Annotated in this window: 23 protein-coding genes and 1 tRNA gene; 17 read left to right on the top strand and 7 right to left on the bottom strand. The window is 65.6% G+C overall.

Annotated elements, in window-relative coordinates; genetic code table 11:
• Window positions 1-5: 5 nt before the first annotated feature.
• Window positions 6-1160 carry a GGDEF domain-containing protein gene (locus LK535_RS16945; protein ID WP_227772245.1) on the bottom strand — a complete coding sequence of 385 codons (1155 nt, stop codon included), beginning with the start codon at window positions 1158-1160 and terminating at the stop codon, window positions 6-8.
• 377 nt (window positions 1161-1537) lie between these two features.
• Between LK535_RS16945 and LK535_RS12580 the strand changes: the two genes are divergently transcribed.
• From LK535_RS12580 to LK535_RS12605, 6 genes are all read left to right on the top strand, one after another.
• On the top strand, window positions 1538-3901 hold the full coding sequence (locus tag LK535_RS12580) for a TonB-dependent receptor (protein WP_227772291.1): 2364 nt from the start codon (window positions 1538-1540) through the stop codon (window positions 3899-3901).
• Between the two features lie 3 nt (window positions 3902-3904).
• Window positions 3905-5212, top strand: a complete 1308-nt coding sequence (locus tag LK535_RS12585; RefSeq protein ID WP_227772246.1) for a spinster family MFS transporter — start codon at window positions 3905-3907, stop codon at window positions 5210-5212.
• Entirely contained in the window at window positions 5209-6855 is a 1647-nt protein-coding gene (locus LK535_RS12590) for a carboxylesterase/lipase family protein (protein ID WP_227772247.1), read from the top strand. The genes LK535_RS12585 and LK535_RS12590 overlap by 4 nt, the downstream gene beginning before the upstream one ends.
• On the top strand, window positions 6852-8423 hold the full coding sequence (locus LK535_RS12595; RefSeq protein ID WP_227772248.1) for an AMP-binding protein: 1572 nt from the start codon (window positions 6852-6854) through the stop codon (window positions 8421-8423). The genes LK535_RS12590 and LK535_RS12595 overlap by 4 nt, the downstream gene beginning before the upstream one ends.
• 46 nt (window positions 8424-8469) lie before the next feature.
• Window positions 8470-9180, top strand: coding sequence for a TetR/AcrR family transcriptional regulator (locus LK535_RS12600; RefSeq protein ID WP_227772249.1), 711 nt, complete (start codon window positions 8470-8472; stop codon window positions 9178-9180).
• A gap of 65 nt (window positions 9181-9245) precedes the next feature.
• A complete protein-coding gene (locus tag LK535_RS12605) occupies window positions 9246-10148 on the top strand; it encodes an SDR family NAD(P)-dependent oxidoreductase (RefSeq protein ID WP_227772250.1) in 903 nt (300 codons plus the stop codon).
• A 202-nt stretch (window positions 10149-10350) separates the two neighbouring features.
• Here the strand turns inward: LK535_RS12605 and LK535_RS12610 are convergent, their stop codons facing one another.
• The gene (locus LK535_RS12610; RefSeq protein ID WP_227772251.1) at window positions 10351-10929 is read right to left on the bottom strand and encodes an alpha-ketoglutarate-dependent dioxygenase AlkB; all 579 of its coding nucleotides are present in this window, start codon (window positions 10927-10929) and stop codon (window positions 10351-10353) included.
• Window positions 10930-11316: 387 nt separating this feature from the next.
• On the opposite strand from LK535_RS12610, the gene LK535_RS12615 reads away from it, so the two are divergent.
• Complete coding sequence (locus LK535_RS12615) at window positions 11317-11826, top strand: CinA family protein (protein ID WP_227772252.1); 510 nt, start codon at window positions 11317-11319, stop codon at window positions 11824-11826.
• A gap of 179 nt (window positions 11827-12005) precedes the next feature.
• On the opposite strand, the gene LK535_RS12620 is transcribed toward LK535_RS12615, so the two are convergent.
• The 3 genes from LK535_RS12620 to LK535_RS12630 are packed head-to-tail and all read right to left on the bottom strand — an operon-like array spanning window position 12006 to window position 15669.
• Window positions 12006-13823, bottom strand: a complete 1818-nt coding sequence (locus tag LK535_RS12620; RefSeq protein WP_227772253.1) for a flavin-containing monooxygenase — start codon at window positions 13821-13823, stop codon at window positions 12006-12008.
• A gap of 39 nt (window positions 13824-13862) precedes the next feature.
• Window positions 13863-14801: an SDR family NAD(P)-dependent oxidoreductase gene (locus LK535_RS12625; protein WP_227772254.1), complete on the bottom strand. Its 939-nt coding sequence runs from the start codon at window positions 14799-14801 to the stop codon at window positions 13863-13865.
• A 37-nt stretch (window positions 14802-14838) separates the two neighbouring features.
• Complete coding sequence (locus LK535_RS12630) at window positions 14839-15669, bottom strand: phytanoyl-CoA dioxygenase family protein (RefSeq protein ID WP_227772255.1); 831 nt, start codon at window positions 15667-15669, stop codon at window positions 14839-14841.
• Window positions 15670-15956: 287 nt separating this feature from the next.
• On the opposite strand from LK535_RS12630, the gene LK535_RS12635 reads away from it, so the two are divergent.
• Genes LK535_RS12635 through LK535_RS12665 form a run of 7 tightly spaced genes read left to right on the top strand, consistent with a single transcriptional unit; the run spans window position 15957 to window position 21664 of the window.
• Window positions 15957-16475, top strand: coding sequence for a c-type cytochrome (locus LK535_RS12635; protein WP_227772256.1), 519 nt, complete (start codon window positions 15957-15959; stop codon window positions 16473-16475).
• The gene (locus tag LK535_RS12640; RefSeq protein WP_227772257.1) at window positions 16454-17500 is read left to right on the top strand and encodes a c-type cytochrome; all 1047 of its coding nucleotides are present in this window, start codon (window positions 16454-16456) and stop codon (window positions 17498-17500) included. Before LK535_RS12635 ends, LK535_RS12640 begins: the two co-directional genes overlap by 22 nt.
• Window positions 17497-19413 (top strand): cbb3-type cytochrome c oxidase subunit I, encoded by a 1917-nt coding sequence (locus LK535_RS12645; RefSeq protein ID WP_227772258.1) that lies wholly within the window; start codon window positions 17497-17499, stop codon window positions 19411-19413. Before LK535_RS12640 ends, LK535_RS12645 begins: the two co-directional genes overlap by 4 nt.
• Window positions 19410-20027 (top strand): cytochrome c oxidase subunit 3, encoded by a 618-nt coding sequence (locus LK535_RS12650; protein ID WP_227772259.1) that lies wholly within the window; start codon window positions 19410-19412, stop codon window positions 20025-20027. Before LK535_RS12645 ends, LK535_RS12650 begins: the two co-directional genes overlap by 4 nt.
• Window positions 20024-20368, top strand: coding sequence for a hypothetical protein (locus tag LK535_RS12655; RefSeq protein ID WP_227772260.1), 345 nt, complete (start codon window positions 20024-20026; stop codon window positions 20366-20368). The genes LK535_RS12650 and LK535_RS12655 overlap by 4 nt, the downstream gene beginning before the upstream one ends.
• Window positions 20356-21264: a cytochrome c oxidase assembly protein gene (locus LK535_RS12660; RefSeq protein WP_227772261.1), complete on the top strand. Its 909-nt coding sequence runs from the start codon at window positions 20356-20358 to the stop codon at window positions 21262-21264. The genes LK535_RS12655 and LK535_RS12660 overlap by 13 nt, the downstream gene beginning before the upstream one ends.
• Entirely contained in the window at window positions 21254-21664 is a 411-nt protein-coding gene (locus tag LK535_RS12665; protein WP_227772262.1) for a c-type cytochrome, read from the top strand. Before LK535_RS12660 ends, LK535_RS12665 begins: the two co-directional genes overlap by 11 nt.
• 19 nt (window positions 21665-21683) lie before the next feature.
• Here LK535_RS12665 and LK535_RS12670 read toward each other — a convergent pair whose 3' ends face one another.
• On the bottom strand, window positions 21684-22985 hold the full coding sequence (locus tag LK535_RS12670) for an SLC13 family permease (RefSeq protein WP_227772263.1): 1302 nt from the start codon (window positions 22983-22985) through the stop codon (window positions 21684-21686).
• Between the two features lie 67 nt (window positions 22986-23052).
• Here LK535_RS12670 and LK535_RS12675 point away from each other — a divergent pair, with 67 nt between their 5' ends.
• The 3 genes from LK535_RS12675 (at window position 23053) to LK535_RS12685 (ending at window position 24753) form a co-directional block, all read left to right on the top strand.
• Window positions 23053-23952, top strand: a complete 900-nt coding sequence (locus tag LK535_RS12675; RefSeq protein WP_227772264.1) for a hypothetical protein — start codon at window positions 23053-23055, stop codon at window positions 23950-23952.
• Entirely contained in the window at window positions 23945-24325 is a 381-nt protein-coding gene (locus tag LK535_RS12680; protein WP_227772265.1) for a YidH family protein, read from the top strand. The genes LK535_RS12675 and LK535_RS12680 overlap by 8 nt, the downstream gene beginning before the upstream one ends.
• Before the next feature lie 257 nt (window positions 24326-24582).
• On the top strand, window positions 24583-24753 hold the full coding sequence (locus tag LK535_RS12685) for a hypothetical protein (protein WP_227772266.1): 171 nt from the start codon (window positions 24583-24585) through the stop codon (window positions 24751-24753).
• Between the two features lie 395 nt (window positions 24754-25148).
• Here the strand turns inward: LK535_RS12685 and LK535_RS12690 are convergent.
• Window positions 25149-25225: transfer RNA gene (locus LK535_RS12690), tRNA-Met, on the bottom strand.
• Between the last annotated feature and the right edge of the window lie 135 nt (window positions 25226-25360).

Consider the following 25360-nt stretch of genomic DNA (forward strand, 5'->3'; position numbering starts at 1 on the left):
GACGCTTACCTCCGTAGGAACTGCTGACCAGCGACAGAGTCGTCGCTTCTCGTGTCCGGCCAAGGCTGTCGATACCGTCGGCCAACGCCCTTGCCCGCTCCCTTGGCAGCATAAAGTGCGTCATCCGCGCGCAAGCGCAACTCGACAGCGGTTGCAGCATCCTCTGGCAGGCAGGCGAAGCCGACGCTGGCACCCACATGCACGACAAGTCCGCCAACGTCATAGGGCGCCCGAGCGATTGCCTCGATCAGCCGATCCACCAAGGGCGCGACATGTTCCGGCCTCATGTCTCGAACAATGACCATGAACTCGTCGCCGCCCATTCGGCCCAGCAAATCCTCCGGTCGCAATTCCCGCTTCATCCGGTCGGCGACCTTGGTCAGCAGAATGTCCCCGACCCCATGACCGTACCGGTCATTGACCTGTTTGAACCCGTCCAGGTCAATGCTGAGCAACGCCATCTGTCGCTCTCCGCCAGGAGGGATGCGGCTCAACGCCCGGTCCATGCCGTGGCGATTGAGGATGCCGGTGAGGGAATCATGTTCCGCCAAGTGAAGCGCTGTGGCCCGGGCGGCGAGCGTCATCAGCATCGTTCGATGGAAGGAACGAATGATCTGCATAGCGCCGACCAGGAACAAGGGCGTGAGCGCTACTATGGGGGTAAACCACATTTCACTCGAAGCCATCGCACCGGCCACGAATGGCAGATCACACAACAGCACGAGCAAGAAGGCGAAGCGCGGTGCCGCGTAATTGCGGGCGCAGATCGGGCCGAGCATCGCCGTGACCAAGGTGGCGGAAAGCACGCTCAGCACGAGATCGCCCGACGACATGATCGTGAATGCGAGTGCGCCCTGCAACGTGCACCAGAGCGCGGACAGCACGGCGGACGCATCGATGCTCGGCACATGATCGGGACGTTGGCCGGACCGTGCAGAGCGCCAGCGCCATTCGGTGACACGCAGCGCGATTAGCGACGCTTCGAGCGCGCAGAAGACCATGTAGCTGGGGTCGCCGCTGCGCAGCAGGGCTGTCCCGGAGACGATGAGCGCGCAGAAAGATCCCATGACGGCTGCGGCGACCGACCCAAGCAACTCGCCAAGGAGAAAGCCGCGCCCGGTCGGATCAACGGTGCCGGTCGGCTGGAAAAGCCAGCTCACGTGCCGTGTGACCCGTCCAAGCCTGGCGTGAGAAGAACCGTTCACCGTCGAGTGCCTGCTGCGTAAAGTCTCTTTCTGCGCCGCAAGAGGCTACCTAACACTTAAGAAGATCGTTCATTCCAGAAGCGGCGGGTTCTTCGTGACCTCGCTGCATGTTCCTTGATCTGAGCAGCGTTTTTCCACCGCTCCACCGCGAGATGAACGGCCATGAGCGCGATTGCTGACCGGGCGACGCAGAACAGCGGACGCCAGGATCATCCGGAGCCTCACAGATACTCACACACGAGTGAGTGAGTGTTGACATGACCTCTCCATTGCGGCAACCGATGCTCATCAAACTCGCATTACGGGTTTCAGGGAGGGGATCAGTGAGGGCCATGTTGCTGGCGTCCGCTGCGGCGATGACGCTTTTCTCAATTGCACCGGCAGCTGCGCAGGACGCGCCGGCTTCGGATCAGACCGGGGCCGGTCAAGCCAGCACTAATCAGCCTGCGGGCGATCTGACGGCCGGCGCGACCGATGATGCGACGGATTCCGGCGACATCTACGTTACGGCGACGCGCCGTGCCGAACGCATCCAGGATGTGCCGATCAGCGTCAGCGCGTTTCAGCAGCAGGAACTGACCGAAAAAGGTATCGTCGGCTTCGAGGGCATCGCGCGCGAAACCCCGGGCGTGGTGCTGAACCGCCCGACGCAGAATTTCAACAATTTCACCGCGCGCGGCATCGCCACCAACGGCTATAATGCCAACCTGCAGAGCTCGGTCGCGGTCTATATTGACGAGCTGCCGGTCTCGACGATCGGCAACACCACCGTGGTCGACCCGAACCTGTTCGACGTCGAGCGGGTGGAATTCCTGCGCGGTCCGCAGGGCACCTTGTTTGGCTCCGGTTCTCTGTCGGGCGCGATGCGCATTCTGACGAAGAGCCCGGATCTCAACCATTTCGACACGTCGGCGCTAATTGACCTGGGCCTCACCGGCTCGGACAGCCTGCGTCAACGTTACAATCTGATGGTCAACGTGCCGATCGTCAGCGACAAGCTCGCGATCCGCGGCGTCGGCTTCTATCGCCACGAGGAAGGCTATCTCGACAACGTCGGGACGGGTGTGCGCAACTCGAACACGCTCGTCGACTGGGGCGGCCGGTTGACGATGCTGTGGAAGCCGACGGATCGCCTCTCGATCAAGTTGCTCGGCTCCTATGAGGACAGCGATCCAAAGGACTCGTCGCTCACCAGCCCATCGCTTGGCCGCGAGAAGCGCATCTCCGACCAGCCGGATCGCTTCACCGGCAAGCAGCTGATCGCCAATGCGACCATTGACTACGAGTTCGATTTCGCGCGCCTCACCAGCTCATCGACCTTCTCGAACTTCGATCAGCGCTTCTGGCTGGATCTCGCCGGCACCTTCCCGCAGGGCTCCTTCCCAGGCGCGCCGATCGCATTCGGCCTCGATGCGAACGCCTATGACAAGGTGTTCGTGCAGGAGACGCGTTTCGTATCGACTCTGGATGGCCCGCTGCAGTTCACGCTGGGCGGCTTCTACCTGAAGCGCCGTCGCGACACGGACTTCTTCTATCGATCCAACCCCGAATTCCTGGCAGCACGCGGCATGACCGGGCTGCCCGACCAATATTATCAGAAGCAGTACACGCATCAGATCAACGAGGAACTCGCCGGCTTCGGCGAACTGACCTATCGCTTCTCGGACCGCTTCTGGCTGACCGGCGGCATGCGTTATGGCCGCATCTCCGCCCAGGCATTCACCGAAGCCGGGGGCTACCTCGCGATGGCCACCTATCCGGAGTTCGGCGTTGACCTGAACTATCTGCAGCTCGCGCTGGGCAATGTGCGAAACCTGCCGTTCAACCGCTTCCCTGCGTACGAAGCGGCGGAGGGCGTCAAAGCGAAGGGCCAGAAGCCGCAGTGGAAGGCCAGCGCCTCGTTCAAACCGGCCGAGACGGTGACGACCTACGCCACCTTCTCCACCGGCTTCCGCGCGCCGATCGTCAACGCCTTTGCCGGGCGGGCGAGTGTCGTTGACCAGAATGACATCATCATTCCGAACGGCGCATCATCCGATCGCCTGGAAAGCTACGAGATCGGGGCCAAGGGCCGCTGGCTCGACGGCCGCGTGACCATCAACCTCGCTGCGTATCTGATCGACTGGAGCAATATCCAGGCGCAGGCCAACCGCGTGTCGGATTCGGTCCAGTTCGCCACCAACATCGGTGCGGCGCGCAGCAAGGGCTTCGAGGTCGAGATGGGGATCATTCCCGCAACCGACGTCTTCATCGGCTTCAACGCGGCGTACAATGATTCGAAGATAACGAAGCTAACGCCGGAAGAAGCCGCGATCTCCGGCGCGGTGCTTGGCCATCGCCTCTCCGCGCCGCGACTTCAGGGCGCGATGTACACCTCGATCGGGTTCGATCTGGGCGAAAGCAGCAAGGGCACCTTCGCGGTGAACGCGCAATATGTCGGGTCGTACAACAGCTCGTTCCCCAACACGCCAGGCAATCCGAACCTGCGCCTGTCGACCTTTGGCAAGACGGACGAATATGTGAACGTCAATCTGAATCTCGGCGTGAAGCGGGGCGCGTGGACGGGACAACTGTATGTGGAGAACGTGTTCGACGATCACTCGATCACCTACATCCACCCGGAGGCGTTCCTGGTCAGCCGGTTCGGCACGCTGCGGCCCCGCACCGTTGGCATCCGCCTCGGCTACGGGATCTGATCGATGAGCGTGGCGACGGGCGCGCCGGTTGAAGCGCACGGGGCGGCCCCCCGTGCGCAGCGGCCGGTCTGGGTGCTGGTGACGTTGACGTTCGTCTATGTGCTGAACTTCCTCGATCGCCAGCTGATCGGCATCGTGGCCAAGCCGATCCAGGATTCGCTGGGCGTCACCGATGGCCAGCTAGGCCTGATCGGCGGGCTGTATTTCGCGATGTTCTATTGCTTCATCGCGATTCCCGTCGGCTGGCTGGCGGACCGGTCCAGCCGCGTGACCGTGCTGTCGCTCGCCTGCGCGATCTGGAGCGGCGCGACTGTCGCCTGCGGGCTGGCGCAGAATTACACGCAGTTGGTGATCGCGCGTATGACCGTCGGCTTCGGCGAGGCGGGCGGCGTGCCGCCATCCTACGCGATCATCACCGATACCTACCCGCCCGGCAAGCGCGCGGCGGCCTTTGGTATCTTCAATCTCGGCCCGGCGATCGGCGCTGCGATCGGCGTCGCATTCGGCGCGCTGATCGCCGAACATTTCGGCTGGCGGATGCCGTTCATCATCATTGGCGCGGTCGGCATCGTGACCGCCGTGCTGCTGCGCATCTTCATGCGCGAACCGGAGCGCGGCGCAACCGATCCGGCGGGCGCCAAGGCTATCGAAGCGGTGCCGCCCACCGGCTTCTGGTCCACCGTGCGCATGTTCCTGACCAATCCCGTGCTGATGTTGGCCGCGCTGGGCAGCGGGGCGACGCAGTTCGTCACTTATGGCCTGGGCAATTTCGCCGTCCTGTTCCTGATGCGGGAAAAGGGCATGAACCTGAGCGACGTGGCCATTTGGTACGCGCTGGTGCTGGCGATCGGCATGGGGGGCGGCATGGTCGTGTCCGGCCGGGTGATCGACCGCATGACGCGCCGCACGCGCGTCGGCTATGCGACCGCTCCGGCGCTGTCGCTGGCAATCGCAATGCCTTTCTACCTCGGCTTCATCTGGGCGCCCAGTTGGCCGCTCGCGCTGCTGCTGCTGTCGGTCGTCATGGTGTTCAACTATTTCTACCTCTCCGCCTCGGTCGCGCTGGTGCAGGAAGAAGTGCGGCCGGACCAGCGCGTCCTGTCGGGCGCGCTCCTGCTGCTCATCATGAACTTTATCGGACTTGGGCTTGGCCCCACGTGGGTCGGCCAGGCGAGCGACTGGTTCAAGGCGCAGGGCGACGCCCATGCGTTGCAAACCGCGCTTTACACTCTGACGCCCTTCTATTTCATCGCGATCGCGCTGTTTCTGTGGCTGGCGCGGCTGCTTCGCCGCGAGGGAAACCGCGCATGACATCACTGACCGGCGCCGCAATGGCGGCGTCCCTGCTCAGCGCTGCCGTTCCGGCGGCCGCCTCCGCCGCGCCGGCCGGTGCCCCGATCGTCCGCGCGCCCGATGGCGCGGTGGCAGGGAGCACGCAGGGTACGGTGCGGGTGTTCAAGGGCATTCCTTATGCCCAGGCGCCGGTCGGCCCTCTGCGGTGGAAGCCGCCGGTGCCGGCCGCGCCATGGGCCGAGGTACGCCAGGCGACCTCGTTCGCCGCCGCCTGCGTCCAGCCGCGCTCCTCCGCGCCCAGCATCTACGCCAACCCGCCGCAGCGAATGAGCGAGGATTGCCTGGCGCTCAACATCTGGGCGCCGCGCGAGGCGAAGGACCTGCCGGTGATCGTATGGATCCACGGCGGCGCGTTGGTCAGCGGCTATGGCCATGAAGCGATGTACGATGGCGCGAAAATGGCTGCGCGCGGCGCGATTGTGGTGTCGATCAATTATCGGCTCGGCATCCTCGGCTATCTCGCCCACCCCGAGCTGAGCCGGGAATCGCCGGACGGAATCTCGGGCAACTACGGCCTGATGGATCAGATGGCGGCGCTTCGCTGGGCCCAGCGCAATATCGCGGCGTTCGGCGGCGATCCCGCCAATGTCACCATCGCTGGCGAATCCGCAGGCGCGCTCAGCGTCATGTATCTGATGGCGAGCCCTGAGGCGCGCGGCCTATTCCACCGGGCGATCGCGCAGAGCGCCTACATGATCACTGCGCCCGAGTTGAAGCATGCGCGCCATGGCCTGCCCTCGGCGGAGGACGCCGGCTCCCAGATCATGACGACGCTGGGTGCCAAGGATCTCGCCGACCTGCGCGGCATGGATGCCGAGACGCTGACGCAGAATGCAGCGATGAAGGGCTATGGTCCGTGGGGCACCGTCGACGGCAAGCTCCTGAAGCGCCAGTTGGTCGACACGTGGGACCGCGGCGAGCAGGCGCCGGTGCCGGTGCTGACCGGCTACAATGCGGGCGAGATCCGATCGCTGCGCATGTTGCTGCCCCCCGCCCCGGCCAATGCTGCGGCCTATGAGGCCACGATCAAGGAGCGCTACGGTGACCTCGCCGAGCCGTTCCTGCGGCTTTACCCGTCCAGCGACGTGGGCGAATCCATGCTAGGGACGACGCGCGACGCGCTCTATGGCTGGACGTCCCAGCGGCTGGCGATTGGCCAAACCGCGATCGGGTGGCGCGGCTATCTTTATTATTTCGACCACGCCTATCCCGCGGCGAGCGAGAACAGGCTTCATGCCTTCCACGCCGCCGAGATCCCGTACGTCTTCGGCACCAACGGCAGCACGCCGCCCTTCTGGCCGAAGAATCCCGATGGCGTGGTCGACCGGCGGCTGTCGGCGGCGATGATGGATTATTGGCTGTCGTTCGCGCGCACCGGGCAGCCGGTGGCGGACGGCCAACCCAAATGGCAGCCCTATGGCGAGGCGGCGCATTTCATGGCGTTTGCGCAGGCGCCAGTGCCCGGCACGAGGCTTTCGCCGGGCATGTTCGCGCTGCACGAGGCGGCGATGTGCCGGCGCCGCGCAGCGGGGAACCAGCCGTGGAACTGGAACACGGGGCTTGCCTCCCCGATACTGACAAAGGCGGCCGGTTGCCGATGATCGACGGAACGATGCAGGATTTCCCGCTGACGCTGGACAAGTTCCTGGCGCATGCGGCCAAGTGGCATCCCGACGCGGAGGTGGTCACGGCCGGCGACGACGGCGCTCTCACGCGGATCGGCTATGCCGCGCTGCATGCGCGCGCACGGCGCGTATCGGGCGTGCTGGCGGACCTCGGTATCAGGACGGGCGACCGGGTCGCCACGCTGGCATGGAACAGCCAGGCACATGTCGAGACATGGTATGGCGTCATGGGCATGGGGGCAGTCTGCCACACGCTGAACCCGCGCCTGACCGCGGCGCAGCTGGCCGACATGGCGATGCAATCGGAAGCAAAGCTGCTGGTGGCGAGTGCCGACCTGCTCCCGCTTGCCACGGCGATCGCAGAGGCAGCGACGACGGTCCGGCACGTCCTGGTCATTGACGGCGAGGTGCCGGAGGGTGCAGCGGGTGAGCCGCTGGAGTCGATGATCGGCGCCACCAGCACTCATGTCGCCTGGGGGAATTTTCCCGAGACGGCGCCGTCGGGCCTTTGCTTCACGTCCGGCACCACCGGCGCGCCGAAGGGCGTGACTTACACCCATCGCTCCAGCTTCCTGCACACGCTGCGAACCTTGCAGGCGGATGTAATGGCGATCGCGCGGACCGACGCGGTGCTGACGGTCGTGCCGATGTTCCATGCCAATGCCTGGGGCCTCCCCTTTGCCGTGCCCGCCGCGGGCGGGCGGCTGGTGCTCCCGGGGCGGCGCAACGACGGCGCAAGCCTCGCGCGGCTGATCACCGAGGCGCAGGTGACGGTGGGCGTCGGCGTCCCGACGGTATGGTTGGGGCTGGTCGAGCATCTCGACGCAACGGGCGCCGAGGTGCCGAGCCTGCAGCGGATCATCGTCGGCGGCGCGCCGATGCCACCCGCGCTGATGGAGCGGCTGGAACAGCGGCTCGGCGTGACCGTGCAAACCAGCTGGGGCATGACCGAACTGTCGCCGTCTGGCACCGTGGCGCCGCCGAACGATCCGGCGCGCACCGCCGCGGTTTCGGGCAAGCCGGCGATCGGCGTTGACCTGTTACTGACCGATGCCGATGGCGTGGCGCTTCCCGAACAACGCGATGTCGAAGGGCATTTGCGCGTGCGCGGTGCCGCCGTGATCGAGCGCTATTTCGGGCAGGACGCCCCCGCGACGGACACGTGCGGCTGGTTTGCCACCGGTGATCTGGCGCGCATCGATCGTGACGGCAATCTCATCATCACTGGCCGGGCCAAGGATCTGATCAAGTCCGGCGGCGAGTGGATCAATCCAGCCGAGATCGAGGCGATCGTCGGCGCGCTGCCGCAAGTGGCACAGGCCGCGGTGATCGGGCGCGCCGATCCCAAATGGGGCGAGCGGCCGGTGCTGCTGGTCGAAATGCGCGATGTTGCGCTCAGTGACGACGACCTCTTGGGCGCGTTGACCGGCCGCGTCGCGCCCTGGTGGGTCCCTGACGCCGTCGTCAGGCTGCCGGCCATGCCGCTTGCCCCTACGGGGAAGATCGACAAGATACGTCTGCGGGCCGAGCATGGAGGCGCTTGAGGGGAGCGGCGGGCAAGGCGTGCCAAGAACAGGGACAGTCGACCGCGTGACCGTTACCGAAAAGCCGGTGAAAAGGCCGGAGAAGATGACGCGCCGGCGCGCGACCAAGGCCGAGCAGCGCGCCGACACGATGGAGCAGATCCTCGACGAAGCGGAGTTCCTGTTTTCCAAACATGGTCTGCACGGCGTGACGCTGAAGGATGTCGCCAAGCGCGTCGGCGTTCATCACACGCTGATGAACTATTATTTCGAGGACAAGAAGAAGCTGTTCGACGCCGTCTTTGCCCGCCGGGCGGTGGTGACCAGCGAACAGCGCATGCGCGCGCTCGACGATTATGAGGCTGCAAGCGCCGATCAACCGACTGTCGAAGGGGCGCTGCACGCGTTCCTCGACACCGACCTCGATCTCTACATCAAGGGTGGCGAAGGCTGGAAGAACTACGGCGCACTGGGTGCGCTGGTCGCCAATACGCCCGAGTGGGGCGCCGAGCTCATGGACGAGCATTTCGATCCGGTCGTGCTCCGCCTGATCGCGCTGCTGAAGAAGGCGCTGCCAGGGTGCGCCGAAGAGGACATCTACTGGGGCTATCACTTCGTAACGGGTGCGCTGATGGTGACGCTCGCGCGCACCGGCCGCATCGACAAGCTGTCAAACGGGCTGTGCCGGTCGGACGATTTCGAGTCCGTGAAGGCGCGTATGGCATCGTTCATGGCCGCCGGGCTGCGGGAGATCTGCGCGGAGCGGGCAAAGAGTTGATGCCGCGCAATGCGGCAGAAGAACGCTCAAGATATTCACTGGCTGGTTAGCGAATTTACGAAAGGATGAGCATGATGCTGGACGGACGGGTGGCAATCGTCACAGGCGCAGGCGGCGGGCTTGGCCGCGCTCATGCCCTGTACCTCGCCAGCAAGGGCGCGAGCGTCGTTGTCAACGACCTGGCGCTGGACGCGGCGGAGAAGGTGGCCGCCGAGATCAGCGCGAACGGTGGCCGCGCAATGGCGATTGCCGCATCGGTAACCGATGAGGCAGCGGTCGGCGCGATGACCGCCAAGGTGATCGACGATTGGGGCAGGATCGACATCCTGATCAACAATGCCGGCATCCTGCGCGACAAGAGCTTCGCCAAGATGACCATCGATGACTTCCGGTTGGTGGTGGACGTGCACCTGATGGGCGCCGCGATCTGCTGCAAGGCGGTGTGGGAAACGATGCGCGCGCAAGGCTACGGACGGATCGTCATGACTACCTCGTCTTCCGGGCTCTACGGCAATTTCGGACAGGCCAATTATGGCGCGGCGAAAATGGCGCTGGTTGGCTTGATGCAGACCCTGGCCATCGAAGGCGAGAAGTACGGCATTCGCGTGAACAGCCTGGCGCCGACGGCGGCAACGCAGATGACCGAGGGCGTGCTCTCCAGCGAAAGCCTTGCCGCGCTTGACCCGGCGCTGGTCAGCCCGGGGCTGCTCGCGCTGGTCGGACCGGATGCACCGACGCGCACGGTTCTGAATGCGGGCGCCGGGCACTTTGCCTGTGCCAACGTCACGCTGACGCAGGGCTGCTACGTCGGCAGCGGCACGGACGCGGGCGAGACGTTGCTCGCCAGGTGGGGCCAAGTGTCCGATCGGACCGGCGAAATCATCCCCGACTACGGCTTCGTACAGGCTGAGCGGGAAGTGGCGAGCGCCCAACGTGAAGCCGCTGCCGCACCGCGCGCCACCATCTGACGGCGCGAGATATCGACTGAATGCCCGCCCCCATGCGTGCGACCGGGGGCACACGTGGAGGCGGGCTGATGCCGTGAATGGGGCGATGGCGCTGCCCGTAGCGTGGGGATCCAGGCACAGGGACAGTGGCTTGCGAACGCTCCGGACTACCAACGCCTTGGATCGCCACAGCCGATGATCGGGTGATGCCGACATCGCGGCGTTAGGTGTGGGCTGTTCCCTGACCCTCGACCAGACTGCGGAAGGTGATCGACCAGCGCGTTCGGTCCATCTCGGCGATGCTGTGCTCCCAGCCGTGCCGTGCCTCGCCCGAAAGGTGATAAGCGCCGCGCGGCAGGAGTGGCACATTCACCCGCTGAAAACGATCGCCCTGGCGCCGGCGGAAGCGCATCGTTGCGGGCGCGCCGAGCGATATCCCGACCACGTGTTCGAAAGCCGGCCGGTCACGATGCCACCCGATCCCTGCGCCGGGATCGTAGCGGATCAGCAAGGCCTGAACGAGCGTATCGGCGGGCAGCCCGGCGAAGGCGGCCGCCCGGCCGCGTACAGAGAGAAGCCAATCGGGAAGCGGCTCCGCTTGCCGCAGGCGCATGCGATCGAAATCATAGCTCCAGCCGAAGGAGCTCGTGAGCCGCTTGCCCTCCCACCCTTGGAAACGGAAGGGTGACGGGCTCGTTGCATCAATAGCGGCGATCAGCGCGATTTCCTCGGCTTCACTGACCAATTCCGGTTGCGAGCTAAGGCCGGGCAGCGCGGGTAGATCGAACAGATCAAGCATCATGAGTGCCCGCCCGGTCCGCAGATTGGCGCTGAGAAAGGTGGGCAAGTGCGGTGCGAGTGAAGCTCGCCGGCCGCCGCAGCTTCGGCTGTTGTGGGCCGAACCGCTTGGGGAGAAACGGGAGGCGAGGTGGTGAAGGACGATGTGGCGGCCATTGACGCTCAGTAACATTAAACGAACGTACCGGGAACATAATTGGCGACGGTGCCCAATTCCGTCCGCTCCAACGCACTGACTTCCAAGAAATATGTCCGCCCGAGCAATTTGGTCCGCAGCGATCGATGCTTGGAGGTTCATCACCTCTCGCAATGGCCGCTGTTGGGCCTACGCAGCGGGCCCCACGTTCGCTATCGTTTGCGAAGCCAGCACAATCGCGGAGAATGGAGAAGGATGCTCGACGAACTTGCCCCGGTCGCTGCTCGTGCGGCCGCCATTCTGACCGAGCGGCGCGAGACGATCGCGGTGGCCGATGGCGCGACGGGCGGATTGATCCTTGCCGGCCTGCTGACGGTGCCGGGCGCGACGCGTTTCTGCCGCGGGGGAGGGGTCGTCTATTCACTGCGGGGGCGTGACATTCTTCTTGGCTTGTCGCGCGACGAACTGGCCGGAATGGAGTCCGTCACGGAGAGGTACGCGCTGGTTCAGGCGGAGGCGATCAGGGCCCGGTTCGGCGCCGACTGGGGCATTGCCGAGAGCGGATCGGCCGGGCCGGACCACCACCCGCGCGGCGCACCGGCCGGCCGAAGCTGTATCGCCGTCAGCGGACCGGGCATTTCCGTCGCCACGACGTTCGACAGCGGCACGAGCGAGCGGATTACCAACATGGGGGCGTTCGCCCGAGCGGCGCTGGCGTTCCTGGTAGAGACACTGGAGATGACGGCGCCCTTGCCGGAAGCGTGATTTCTTGCGGATCATCGGCAAAGGCTCGGCGAAAAACAGCCTGCGTTCGGCCTCAAGCGGCTGTCCCCCGGCCTGCTCCCGGATATGAAACGGCCGCTTGCGACGGAAAACGGCCAGACGCCCTCCCCTGACGTCCCGCGCGATTGGGGAAAGCACGTCCGGGCGACCGATTGCGGTGATCAGGCCTTCAGCGCCAGCCCCTCCAGCTCGCCATTGTTGCGCCAGTCGGCGAGCAGCGCGTTGAAGGCGTTGATGCCGGGCGCATAGGTCTGCCCCGCCTGGCCACCCTCCAGATCGCCCTCATTGTTGTAATAGCCGGGCGTGCAGCTTTCGAGATAGGCGCGGTTCACCACCGACAGCTTCTTGATCGTCGTGACCCAGGCGTCCTGCGCCTCCGGCGTCGGCTCCACCTCGGTTGCGCCGCGCTTCTTCGCCTCGGCGATGATATAGGCGATATGCTGCGCCTGATCGTCGAACATCGCGGTCATGTTCACCGACAGCCCGTTCTGCGACACGCCGATGTAGAACCAGTTGGGAAAGCCGGTCGTGGCGAAGCCGTGAAGCGTCTTGTAGCCGTTGGCCCAGTGATCGTGCAGCAGCACGCCATCGCGCCCCTTGATGTCGAAGCCGACGCGCCGCTTGAACGAGGTCGTGATCTCGAACCCCGAGGCGTAGATGATGCAATCGACCGCATATTCGCGGCCGTTGGCGACGAGCCCCCTGGGCGTGATCCGCTCCACCCCCTTGCTTTCGCTGACATCGACCAGCGTCACATTGGGGCGGTTGAAGGTGGGCAGGAATTCGTCGTTGAAGGTCGGCCGCTTGCAGAACTGCCGATACCAGGGCTTCAGCTTCTCGGCGGTTTCGGGGTCCTTCACCACATCGTCGACGCGCTGGCGGATGGTGTTCATCTTGCGGAAGTCGGCGATCTCGGCGTGGCGGATCGCGGCCTCCGGCCCCATCGTCTTCGCATTGCGGATGACAAAGGACTGCACCTCGCGGAAGATCGACGTCCAATTGTCGTTGACGAGGTCATGTTCGAACGGGCGGCCTTCGATGATGTCGGCGAAATTGTGCCGCCGTGCGCGCTGCCACCCGGGTTCGAGCGACTTGGCCCATTCGGGATCGGTCGGCTTGTTGCCGCGCGTGTCGACCGACGAGGGCGTGCGCTGAAACACATAGAGCTGCTTGGCATGGCGGCCAAGCGCCGGGATGCACTGGATCGCGGTGGCGCCGGTACCGATGATCGCCACCGTCTTGTCCTCCAGCTTCCAGAGGTTTCCGGTCGTGTCGCCGCCAGTGTAGTTATAGTCCCATCGGCTGGTGTGGAAGCTGTGCCCTTCGAAGCTTCCGATGCCGGGGATGCCGGGCAGCTTGGCACGGCTGGCGGTGCCGAGCGCCGAGACGACGAAGCGCGCGCGGATCGCATCGCCGTGATTGGTGCGGATCACCCAGACCTTTTCCGCATCATCCCAGGCGAGTTCGGAAACGCGCGTTTGGAACAGGGTGATCGGGTAGAGATCGTAATGCTTGCCGATCCGCTGGCAGTGCTCGAATATCTCGGTGACGTAGGAATATTTTTCCTTGGGAAGGTAATTGAGCTCCTCGAGCAGCGGCAGGTAGCAATAGCTTTCGATGTCGCATTGCGCGCCGGGATAACGGTTCCAGTACCAGGTACCGCCGAAGTCGCCGCCCGCCTCGATGATGCGAAGGTCGGTGACGCCCTTTTCCTTCAGCCGCGCGGCGGCCAGCATCCCGCTGAACCCGCCGCCGATCACGGCGACCTCGACGAAATCGGTCAGCGGATCGCGCGTGAAGCCGGGCTCCACATAAGGGTCTTCCTCGGCGTAGCGGGCGTAATCGCCCGACAGCTCCTTGTACTGACGATCGGCATCGGTGCGCAGCCGCTTGTCGCGTTCCGCCTTGTAGCGCGCGCGCAGCGCCTCGACGTCGAAATCAGCCTCGAGCGTCGCCTCCTGGCTTTCGCTGTTGCTCATCGTGCCTCTCCGTTCTTTTTTGAGTAGGTCGCCCCGGCGCTATTCGGCGGCATAGGCGAGGAAATCGGGGTCATAGGCGCGCTCGGGATCGGCGCGGACGCGGCGGTCGAGCCGCTCGGCATCCTCGCCCACCAGGATGCGCCAGCGCTGCGCCTTCACGCCATCGAGGATGATCGTCGCGGCGCGCGCGGCGCTGGTCGGCGCGAGTTCCTCGAACCTTTTGGCGAGCATCGCCTGCGCCGCCTCCAGCGCTTCATCGTCCATCGTGTCAGCGCCTTCGACGCCGATCATCTTCAGGTGCTGGCGCAGCTTGCGGCGGGTGACGTCGGTCATCGCGCTTGCGAGCACGCGGCGCGAGTTGAGGCCGATCGGCGCGCCGATGCCGCCGGGCATGACGATCGAGGCGCGGATATGCGGCGCGTAGTTGCGCAGGTCCGTCACGAGCGACTCGGTGAAGCCCTTCACCGCGAACTTCGCCGCGCTGTAGGCGGTCTGCGAGACGCCGGGCATCAGCGCCGCCCAGAAGCCGTTGGCGCTGGACGTGTTGACGATATGCCCTTCGCTCGCGCGCTCCAGCATCGGGAAAAAGGCGCGGCAGGAATAATAGACGCCGAACCAGCAGATCTGGAACACGCGGTCCCATTCGGCGCGATCGTCGAGCACGAAGCTGCCGCCGCCGCCGATCCCGGCATTGTTGAAAAGGAGGTGGATGTGGTCGCTCTGGTGATCGCGCGCGACCTCGGCGGCGAAGCGCTTCACCTGATCCTCGTCACCCACGTCGGCGATATGGCAGGTGATGCGCACGCCCTGCGGCACGCCGTCTGCCTCGCACAGCGCGACCGTCTCGGCCATCGTGTCGGCGAAGAGATCGCACATTGCGACGCTGGCGCCCTCGGCCACGAGCTGGCGCACCAGTTCGCGGCCCATGCCGGTGCCGCCGCCGGTGACCACCGCCAGCTTTCCGCCGAAATCCTTCATCGCGATACTCTCCTTGTCCTAGTGGCGCGGCGCGGGATCACGCGGCGGTCGCTGCCGTCTTGGGGTGGAGGCGCAGGAAGCTGGGCGCGCGCATCGGGTCGCCGGGCTTCAGCTTCGTCGCCATGTCGGGGAAGTTGGGCAGGGATTTCGCTGACTTCGGATCGTAATGCGTGCGCTCGCCGAAGAAGCGCAGCGTCAGCGTGCGGCGGCGCTGGCCGGGACGCGTCGGCGCGCCGCCGTGCAGGCTGCGAAAGTGGAAGAAGATGACGTCGCCCGGCTGGACCGCCCAGGAAACGATGTCGTGCTTGTCACGCGCTGCCTCGACATCGGGGAGGCGCGGCAGCGACAGGCGGTCATCGATCGGGCGCGTGTCATCATTGGGGTCGAAGGCCGAGGTGTTGTACATCGGGCCGAGGTGCGAGCCAGGGATGAACTCCAGGCTGTCCTCGCGAGGAAGCGGTTCGAAGGTGATCCAGGCGACGGCGTTATCCTCGCCGTCCATCGGGAGGTACGATCCGTCCTGGTGCCAGGGCGTGCGCCGCGTGTCGCCGCCCTCCTTTAGGAACACCTGTTCGTAGATGAACCAGACCGGGTCGCTGCCCCATAATTGTGCGCACGCCCGCGGGATCGGCGAGCTTTCCAGCATCTCCCGATAGCCGTCGAGCACGTTGGGGTGAAACGAGTCGTTGTAGAACAAGGGCGTGCCGTCGCGCTTCAGCAGCGGAGCGTTGCGCGGCGTGGGATTGGCGAGGCTCCATTCCCACGCCCGGAGGGTGGCGGCGAGCTGATCGGGATCGAGCAGGCCGGGGATGTGCACCACCCCGTCCCGCTTGTACGCGGCACGCTTTTCCGCCCAGTCTATGACCATGGCATCCTCTCGCTTTTGCGCGGGAACCTATAACACGTTTCAATTCTGTCAAAGGATTAGATGTTGGTTGCCGCGCGGGCACGAGCGCCAAGCGCATCTCGAACCGTGCTTGTCGAGCGGGGCTGAAGGCCGGTCAGCCAATCCGAAAACTTTGCCCAAAGCCGCTCGCTCCCCAGCCTCCGCTTGTGGCCTCGTCACGTTGGCGCTGAGCGCCCGTTGCCATCCAACCATCGGTGCGGGCTGAGAGAGGCGTCCCCTCCACTGTGCGCGGTGCGCGACGCGTTCGGGTGAAGGCGCTTGACCGCGTGCGCGGGATTGGCAAGGCTGCTGGTGTGGCGGGCAACAAACCCTCTTTTTTCATCGTCTTGCTGACGCTCGCCACGGCAGGATGCAGCGCCGAGTCCCGAACGGTGGGGCCGGACCTTCCCCAAACGCCGCCGCATGGCGCAGCGGATCCACGCATCGCCCGCTATGAGCGCAACGTGTATCAGGTGTCGCAGGGCGGCCGCTATTTCACCTGGTATGGCTGCGGTGCATGCCATGGCGCGGATGCGACGGGACCGAGCAACCTCAACGACCAGCAATGGGCCAACGGCAGCGGCTTCGATCAGGTTTACCGCTTCATCGCCACCGGCCACTCGGGCGCGCTGTCGCGATACGGAGAACGGATCCCGACCGAGCAACTCTGGCAGATCACCGCCTATGTTCGCACGCTTCCGCAGCTGAAACCGGAAAAGCGCCGCCGACAGGATGTCGACCAGGTCGGGGAGGGCCAGGGGGCCACGTGGCACGGGCCGGTATCGTGACCTCCGGTCTTCGGCGCGCGGCGCTCCCCTTCTGTCTCGTTCCCCTGCTCGCGACGGGCGGCTGTGGCGGTTTTCAGTCTCCGCTGGCGCCCGCAGGTGAACAGGCGGCAAGCATCCATTCGCTGTTCTGGCTGATGATGGCCGTGTGCGGCTTCATGTACGTTCTGGTGCTAGCCGGATTGGGCGTCGCCGTGGTGCGGGCGTGGCGCCGCCGCGGGGCGTCGCCCGGCGAACCCAGCATCACCCGGTCTGACCAAGGGCTCAACCGCGGGCTGCTGGCGTGGGCGGGGCTGATCGTGGTGGGGCTTACCGTGCTGATCGTCGGCAGTTTCTGGGTGGAGCGCACCATTGCCAGCGCACGGGCGCGCGATGCGCTGGAAGTGCGCGTCACCGGGCATCAATGGTGGTGGCGGATCCAGTATCGCGATCCGGCGACCGGCGGCTGGATCGAGACGGCCAACGAGCTTCACCTGCCGCTTGGCCGAACGACGCGAGTGTCGCTTGGTGCATCGGATGTGATCCACAGCTTCTGGATCCCGAACGTCGCCCAGAAGCTCGATCTGATCCCCGGGCGGATCAACACGATCGATCTCACTCCTACCCGGGCGGGCTGGTTTCGTGGTCAATGCGCGGAATTCTGCGGCGTTCAGCACGCTCATATGGCGCTGGACGTGAAGATCGACACCGCGCAGGAGTTCAACAGCTGGCTGGCAAGCCAGGCGCGGCCCGCCGCCCGCCCGGCGGATCCCGCCGCCAGCCGCGGCTTCCAGCTCGTGACTGAGGGCCAGTGCGCCATGTGCCACGCAATCCGCGGCACCCCTGCGCGGGGCAGAGCGGGCCCGGACCTGACGCATTTCGGCGCACGCCGGTCCGTTGCCGCCGGCACGCTGACCATGAGCCGCGGGGCGATCCAGGGCTGGATCACACAGCCGCAGGCGGTGAAGCCGGGCACGATGATGCCGCCGGTCGCGTTGTCGCCAGCCGATGCGGACGCCGCGTCGCGATATCTGATGGGTCTAAAATGAGCGACGCCGCCGATCACACCGCCGGGCACGACCGCGAGATCGAGAAATTGGCGGTATCGTGGCGCGATGCGCCGGGGATCTGGGGCTTCCTCACCACCGTCGATCACAAGCGGATTGCCGCGCGCTACATCCTGACCATCGTAGTGCTGCTGTTCCTTTCCGGAATGCTCGCGCTGGACATGCGGCTGCAGCTGGCCATGCCCGACATGGGCCGCATGACGCCGCAGCTCTATAATGAAAGCTTCTCGCTGCACGGCTCCACCATGTTGTTCCTGGTGTCGGTGCCGGCGATGGAAGCAATGGCGATCTGGCTGGTGCCATTGATGCTGGGGCAGCGGGCGCTCGCCTTTCCCCGGCTCGCCTCGTTCAGCTACTGGCTCTACCTGGGCGGCGTGCTGATGCTGTGGGTGCCGCATGCCTTCGGCATCACGCCCGACCTCGGCTGGTTCGAATATCCGCCGCTGTCCGGGCCGGCCTATTCGCCCGGGCACCGCGCCGACATCTGGGCGCAGATGATCACCTTTACGGAAGTTGCGGCGCTGGCCGCGTCGGTGAACATCGCCGCCACCGTGCTGAAGATGCGGCCGCCGGGCATGACGCTGGCGCGCATCCCGCTGTTCGTCTGGGCGATGTTCATTGCATCGCTGATGACGATCTTCGCCCTGCCGGCCGTGATGCTGGTGACCAGCATGCTGATTTCCGACCGGCTGGTATCAACACAGTTCTTCGCCGCGGCGACCGGCGGCGACCCGGTGCTGTTCCAGCACCTGTTCTGGTGGTTCGGTCACCCGGAAGTCTATATCATCTTCCTGCCCGCAGCCGGTTTCGTCTCGGTGATCGTCGAGACCTTCTCGCGCCGACCGCTGTTCGGCCACACGGCCGTGGTGCTTTCCATGCTGGGAATCGGCGCGCTCGCCTTCGGCCTTTGGGTTCACCACATGTTTGCGGTGGGACTGCCGCGCCTCGGCAATGACTTCTACACAGCCGCGAGCATGGCCGTCGCCCTGCCGGCCGGCGTCCAGATCTTCTGCTGGATCGCGACCTTGTGGAGCGGCCGGCCGCGCTTCGACACGCCCCTGCTGTGGGTGCTGGGCTTCATCGTCACCTTCGTCATTGGGGGGCTTTCCGGCGTGATGACGGCCTCGGCTCCGCTCGACCAGCAACTGACGGACACCTACTTCATTGTCGCGCATTTCCACTACGTGCTGATCGGCGGGGCGATGTTCCCGCTCTTCGGCGCCATCGCTTACTGGTATCCCAAGGCGACCGGGCGGCTGATGTCGGAGAGGCTGGGCAAGATCAGTTTCTGGATGATCGCGGGCGGGTTCAATCTCGGCTTCTTCCCGATGCACATCCTGGGGCTCCAGGGCATGCCGCGCCGGGTCTATACCTATAGCGAGGGCATGGGCTGGGGCACGCTGAACATGGTGGCGTCGATCGGCTCTGCCATTGCCGTGGCCGGCGGGATGCTGTTCGTCGCCAACGCGGCGTGGAGCTTCTATCGCGGCAAGCGCGCCGGGCCCAATCCCTGGGGCGGCTCTAGCCTCGAATGGGCCATTCCCTCGCCGCCGCCGCAGCACAATTTCGATGCCATGCCGGTGGTGGACAGCCTGACGCCGTTGTGGACCCAGCACCAGGGGCTGGCGGTGATGACCGGCCTTGCCGTGGACCGGCGCGAAGTACTGGTCACGTCCGTGGTCGAGGCAGCGCCCGAATATCGCCAGAAGAGCCCGCCACCGTCGATCGCGCCGCTGTTCGCCGCCGTTGCCGTGTCGATCCTGTTCGTCGGCAGCATCTTCACCCCATGGGCCCTGGTCTGGGGCGCAGTGCCGGTCGCGATCGGCCTGACCATCTGGTTCTGGCCGCAGCGTCCACGCTCCGAAACTGGCCCGCTTCGAGTGCGCAATCGATGAGCGACGCGGTGAAAACACGGGTGGTCGGCGACGTCTCCGACCTGCCGGAAAGCGCATCGGGCGCCAGCCACCTGGTGTGGTGGGGCAATATCGGCTTCATGGCGATCGAAGGCACCGCTTTTGCCTTGGCTGCCGGGACCTATCTCTACCTCATGAGCCAGACCGCAGGCTGGCCGCCGGACGGCCTCCGCCCGCCCGATCTTCTCTGGGTGGCGGTGCTGACGCTGGGGCTGCTGCTCAGCGAGATCCCCAACCTGTGGGTTCGCCGTCGCGCCCAGCAGAAGGACGAGCGCGGCGTTCGCATCGGTACGCTGGTGATGACCGTCATCGGCGTGCTGCTGTTGATCCCGCGCGCCTTCGAGTTCGGGCACCTGAACGTCTCATGGCATGACAATGCTTATGGCTCGCTGGTGTGGATGCTGATGGTGCTGCACACCAGCCATCTCATTACCGACCTTGGCGACACCGCCGTCCAATGCGTGTGGCTCTACACCCATGAGGTGGGCGACGATCAGTTCGCCGATGTCGAGGACAACGCCAATTACTGGACCTTCGTGGTGCTGACATGGCTGCCCGTCGGCGCGCTCATCTATCTGGCGCCGAGGCTGGGGTGAGCGCGCCCGACGGCCTGTCCCGCGCCGACCGCGTCCGGCCATGGGCGGCGTTGCTGCTGCCACCTGTCGCCTGGTATGTATTCGAACTGGGCCTGGGCAGCGTGCTCAAGGTGGATTGCGCCCCGGTTGGCACATGGCTCGGCTTGACCTGGGGCGCCGCCAGCCTCGCGATCTGCGGCCTGGCGATGGCGCTTGCGTGGCCCTGTGCCCGGCCAGCCGATGACCAGACGCCGCCCAGAGCCTGGCTGTCGCGAGTTGCGCTGATCCTCGCCGGAATCTTTGCGCTGGCCATCGCCTTCCAGACGCTGGCCGTGCTGATCGTTCCGCCATGCGTCGGCTGATCCGCCTGAGCCTGCTGTGCGCAGCGGCGCTGCCTGGCGCAGCATTGGCGCACGGCGGGCATGATCATGGCGAGCCGCCGGGATGGACCTGGGATCCGTGGATCACCATGCCATTGTTTCTCTCTGCCCTGCTGTTCGCCATCGGCTGGCGCAGGCTCTACGCGCGCTCCGCCGGGGGGCAGCCGCGGCTGCGGCGGCGCGCATGGCTCTTCGCCGCGGGGTGGGCGACGCTGGCGGGCGCGCTGGTGTCTCCCCTGCATGAAGCGGGCGAGCGATCCTTCACCGCTCATATGATCGAGCATGAACTGCTGATGCTGCTGGCGGCGCCGCTGATCGTGCTGGCGGAACCGTTATCGGCGATGCTGTGGGCCTTTCCTCCAGCGGCCCGCCGGGCACTGGGCCGAATAAGCGCCAGTCGGCCGATATCCGTGCCCTTCACCTGGGCGAGCGGAGCGGTGGTTGCGACCTTGATCCAGGCGGCAGTGCTGTGGATCTGGCACATGCCCACCCTGTTCGACGTGGCGCTCGCGAGCGAAGGCTGGCACGCGACGCAACACCTGTGCTTCATCGTCAGCGCGCTGCTGTTCTGGACGGCGATGCTCGGCCGGCGCGGCGCCGCGGCCAGTGCGCTTGGCGACCGGGCGCTGGCGGCATTCTGCCTTCTGGTCACATCCTTCGTCACTGGTGCGCTGGGCGCGCTGATGGCCTTCTCGGACTCGCCCTGGTACGCTGGCTATGCACGTCTCGCGCTGGCGCCGTTCGGCCTTAGCCCGGCGGAGGACCAGCAGGTCGCGGGGTTGATCATGTGGGTGCCGGGCGGCCTGGTGCATCTTGCCGCGGCGCTGGCGCTGTTCCGCACCCTGCTGGTTCCGCAAAGGAGCGCAGATGCCGTCTGAGCTACGCTTCGCGCTGATGCTCGCCGGGCTGGCAACCGCTGTCGGCGCCGCCTCGGTGTTCGGCATCTACCGCCAAGAAGCGGTGGAAACCCGCACCCAAGCGGAGGCGATGACCGGCGGGCATGTCGATGCGGGCAAGTCCGCCATCGCGCGTTACAATTGCGGCGCGTGCCATAGCATCCCCGGTATTGCCGGTGCGGAGGGGGTGACCGGGCCAGCGCTGAACAGCATCGCGCTGCGCGCCGAGCTGGCCGGCGTTCTGGTCAACAACCCGCAGAATCTGGCCCGCTGGCTGCGCAACCCGCAGCAAGTGCTGCCCGGCAACGGCATGCCGGACCAGGGGATCACGCCACAGGAAGCCCGCGACATATCCGCTTATCTCTACACCATTCGACGGTAACGTCCCGGGATCATCAGGCTCAGAACGGAAAGAAGGCGCGGATCGATACGATCGCGGCGGCAAAGGTGATGAGGTTGAGCGGCAGACCGACCCGGACGAAATCCATGTAGCGATAGCCGGCCATCTGATAGACGATGACGTTGGTTTGATAGCCGAACGGCGTGGCAAAGGCGGCGCTGCCAGCCATCATCACGGCCACGATGAACGGCCGGGGGCTGACGCCCAGGCTCTCTGCCAGCGCAACCGCCACCGGCGTCACCAGAACGGCGACGGTGGCGTTCGATAAAAGCTCGGTCAGCACCATCGTCAGGCCATAGAGGATGATAAGGGCGGCAAGCGGGCTGATGCCGTGCAGCGCGCCGACCAGCGCGTTGGTCGCAGACGCAGCGAGGCCGCTTTCCTCCATCGCAATGCCAATCACGACCATGCCGGCGATCAGGATCAGGATCTGGGGACGCAACCCGCCATAGGCCTCATCCGCGGAGATGACCCGCAGCAGGATCAGCAGCACCGCCCCGGCAAAAGCGGTGGCGGCGATCGGCGCAACCTCCAGCGCGGCAAGCGCGATCGCGCCAACGAAGACGGAAAAAGCAATTGCCGCCTTTGCGGGCTGATAGGGACGCGGCTCGGCGAACAGCTCGGCATGGCCGACCTGTGCGCTTGCCACCATGATCTCGCCGGTGTCCGAGGGCTGCGGCGAGGCACCGAGGCTGCGGTCGAGGAGCTTGCCCGAAAAGAGGAAGAGGTAGAGCCCGCCCGACAGCGCGATTGACAGGCCGACCGGCGTGATTTCGAACAATCCAAATCGTGGCTGGCCGGCGACCCGCGCCATGTCGTCGACCAGCAGGTTGGTCGATGTGCCGATCAGGGTGCAGCAGCCGGTGAGCACGGTGATGTAGGAGAGCGGCATCAGATACCGCTTGGGCGACAGGCCGAGTGTCTTGGCAATGTCGCGGATCACCGGCGCGCCCAGCACCACGATGGGGGTGGAATTGAGAAAGGCGGAAACGCAACCGATCGCGCTCAGCAATAGCCAGAGGCCGGTCGACCCCATTCGCCGACACATCGCAACGCCCGCGGCAATGGCGCGGTCGAGCAGCCCCGACAGCTCCAGCGCGTAGGCGATCACGAACAGCGAGGCGAGCGCGACGATCGCCGGGCTGGCAAAGGCGCCCTGCAACTCGACCGGCCGAATAACCCCGGTGATCAGAAGCACCGCTGCGCCGGTAAGCGCCACGACATCGGCGCGTACGCGATCCCAGATCAACGCAGCAACCACCGCCACCAGAACCGCAAGCGTCATGGCTTGGTCGACCGTCACACGTCCTCCAGCTTGGCTTGTGATAGGATGGTATGGAGCATCACACAGATGTTGCTAGTGTAACCGCATGGTTGAGCCCAGCCTTCGATCCAGTCGGTTAGCGATTGCCGCTGGCCTGGCGGCGGCGATTGCAATCGGCGGTGGCGGTTTCCTGCTCGGCCGCAGCACGGTGCCCCGGCCCGAACCTGCCGCGACCTTGCCGCCGCCCGCCCCTGCGCCGACCGCCGAGGCGCCAGTGCCGGCCGACGACATATTGCGGCGGTCCGACCTGATTGCGCTTGGCGCCGCAGCGGCGGATGCGGCAACGTCCGCGCGTGACCTGCCCGCGCAGGCGGCCGCTGTGGCGGGCAAGCGGTTTGAGCTCGACATTCCGTTCGGATGCGATGGTCCTGCCCCCGAGACATCCGAGCTGCCGATGCGGTGGCGGTACGACGCGGCCGCCGGAGCGCTGCGCGTCCATGTCGCGCCGGTGAGCTGGGCCCCAACGGAGTGGTGGGCGGCGCCGCCAGCGGCGGTTGAAGCGCTGGAAGGCTTCTGGATCGAACGGCCCTGGTCTTCCAGCGAGACCTGTCCGGCGCGCGCCGAACCACCGGCAGCACCGGCGGAAGCGGACGCGCCTTCCCCGCCGGTGGGCGGCGAGACCCTCGGCATCGCGCAACTGATCACGCCCGATACACCGCGGCAGATGCAGCGCAGCGGCAAGGCTTATGAAGCCGTCGTCCGCATGGCCGGCGATGCGGTGGCGATCGACCGCGGGCTTCGGCTGCGGCTGAGCGGGCGGATCGGGCGCTTTCCTGATGGCCAGCCGGTGCGGTGCCGCGATGGCGGCGGACCCCATCAGCGTCCGATCTGCCTGATCGCCGTGTCGCTGGACGAGGTAGCGTTTCAGAACCCCGCGGACGATGCGCTGCTCGCCACCTGGCAGCCGACCGCCGATACACCAGCGGGCGATCGCCTTCGTGAATGACCGGACCGACTTGGCCGAGGATCGAACGCATCTGGCGGAAGATCGTACGGTCCTGGCGCACGAGCGGAGCTTTGCCGGCTGGGTGCGGACGGGGATGGCGTCGGTAGGGATCGGTCTGGGATTTCATGCGCTGTTTCGCGCGATTGATCCGCCTTGGATACCCAAGGCGATCGCGACCGCCTTTCTGTTGATCGCCGTTGCGATTTTCCTGTCGGCCGAACGCCGCGCCTGCGCCATCATGAACCGGCTGGAGGCGCACAGGATTGCCGCGTTGCGGCCGGTCCGCCTCCGCTTGCTGGCGTGGACGCTGTCGGGGGCGACATTGGCGCTGGTGGTGGTGATCTGGCTGTTCTTGGGTTCAGGCCCGGTCTGACGGGACGCCCTGACACGCGCGGCAGCTTTGAATCTGGGTGATCGCTGTTCTGCCGTCCGGCCGGCTATTCAGCACACGTCCGGGGACAAGCGTGACGGCTGGCTGACGCACTCGGCTCCCCTACTCTTCTGCTGAGTCCGCATGGCATGACGGCGCAGAGTTCTAAGTGCGGTCTGACGCTGACGATCGGCAAGCATCAGCATTAGGTGACGTCTGCACCGTGCCGTGCGGCGCGTAGGTCGCAGGATAGCCGGCGAATGGAAGTGATGCTGCAGGCTGGCCAGCGCACGGCCGACGTCGCGTATCTGCGTGTTGTCTATGCCGTGTTCCACCCACCCCCCAAACAAGCGCGCTGTGCGGGGTTTTCCGGAAAGGTGTACAGCCAAGCGTCGAAAGTGCCGAAGGTCCAGTGGAAGGTCTCTTCCTGATCGCCTGCTCCCGGGTGGCCGTTCAGTCACCAAGCAGAACCGGGAATGATCGCGGGCCTTAGCGTCCCACCGCTGCAGACAACCGCGATCACCCTCCCCCCGGAAACCCCTAATTAGCGCACCGATGCCGCGGTGCCACTGGAAGTTTTTACGTGTAATCCGGGGCGGCTTTCTCCCAGCAGCGCAGAGGCAGCCGCATTTGGGTCAAGCGTGCTCGCGAGCGGGCGGTATTCCGTACGGAAGGACGCCGCAGTTGTCTTGGCGACCCTGATGGAGAGCGTCACCATCCGCTCAGCGACGCTCGTCCTGAGTTCGAGATGATGGCTAACACCGCAGCCCTGCGGTTGTTTGCGGTGCCGCCGATGCCGCGTGTGGGGGGCGTATTGAGTTGGTGTTGGTTGCGGGGACAGGATTTGAACCTGTGACCTTCAGGTTATGAGCCTGACGAGCTACCGGGCTGCTCCACCCCGCGTCACCAAGTGTGTCCGTTTGGAAACACGAACGCCTCCGCGTTGTGGCGGAGGCGACGGTGTGTCCTTGGTGGACGGACGTTATGAATGGGTTCTGGGAGAACCGTACAACCGCAAGCTGCAATGCCTGGCGACGC

Source organism: Sphingomonas sp. IC4-52 (genome assembly GCF_020707225.1).
In the GTDB taxonomy this organism is placed as follows: Bacteria; Pseudomonadota; Alphaproteobacteria; order Sphingomonadales; family Sphingomonadaceae; genus Sphingomonas.

Excerpts from the sequence above, each read along its gene's own strand:
- LK535_RS12650 (WP_227772259.1), top strand. The coding sequence starts at position 19,410 with ATGAGCGACGCGGTGAAAACACGGGTGGTCGGCGACGTCTCCGACCTG.
- LK535_RS12675 (WP_227772264.1), top strand. The coding sequence starts at position 23,053 with ATGGTTGAGCCCAGCCTTCGATCCAGTCGGTTAGCGATTGCCGCTGGC.
- LK535_RS12595 (WP_227772248.1), top strand. The coding sequence starts at position 6,852 with ATGATCGACGGAACGATGCAGGATTTCCCGCTGACGCTGGACAAGTTC.
- LK535_RS12605 (WP_227772250.1), top strand. The coding sequence starts at position 9,246 with ATGAGCATGATGCTGGACGGACGGGTGGCAATCGTCACAGGCGCAGGC.
- LK535_RS12630 (WP_227772255.1), bottom strand. The coding sequence starts at position 15,669 with ATGGTCATAGACTGGGCGGAAAAGCGTGCCGCGTACAAGCGGGACGGG.
- LK535_RS12585 (WP_227772246.1), top strand. The coding sequence starts at position 3,905 with ATGAGCGTGGCGACGGGCGCGCCGGTTGAAGCGCACGGGGCGGCCCCC.
- LK535_RS12620 (WP_227772253.1), bottom strand. The coding sequence starts at position 13,823 with ATGAGCAACAGCGAAAGCCAGGAGGCGACGCTCGAGGCTGATTTCGAC.
- LK535_RS12645 (WP_227772258.1), top strand. The coding sequence starts at position 17,497 with ATGAGCGACGCCGCCGATCACACCGCCGGGCACGACCGCGAGATCGAG.
- LK535_RS12615 (WP_227772252.1), top strand. The coding sequence starts at position 11,317 with ATGCTCGACGAACTTGCCCCGGTCGCTGCTCGTGCGGCCGCCATTCTG.
- LK535_RS12660 (WP_227772261.1), top strand. The coding sequence starts at position 20,356 with ATGCGTCGGCTGATCCGCCTGAGCCTGCTGTGCGCAGCGGCGCTGCCT.
- LK535_RS12580 (WP_227772291.1), top strand. The coding sequence starts at position 1,538 with ATGTTGCTGGCGTCCGCTGCGGCGATGACGCTTTTCTCAATTGCACCG.
- LK535_RS12625 (WP_227772254.1), bottom strand. The coding sequence starts at position 14,801 with ATGAAGGATTTCGGCGGAAAGCTGGCGGTGGTCACCGGCGGCGGCACC.
- LK535_RS12685 (WP_227772266.1), top strand. The coding sequence starts at position 24,583 with ATGGAAGTGATGCTGCAGGCTGGCCAGCGCACGGCCGACGTCGCGTAT.
- LK535_RS12665 (WP_227772262.1), top strand. The coding sequence starts at position 21,254 with ATGCCGTCTGAGCTACGCTTCGCGCTGATGCTCGCCGGGCTGGCAACC.
- LK535_RS12590 (WP_227772247.1), top strand. The coding sequence starts at position 5,209 with ATGACATCACTGACCGGCGCCGCAATGGCGGCGTCCCTGCTCAGCGCT.
- LK535_RS12610 (WP_227772251.1), bottom strand. The coding sequence starts at position 10,929 with ATGATGCTTGATCTGTTCGATCTACCCGCGCTGCCCGGCCTTAGCTCG.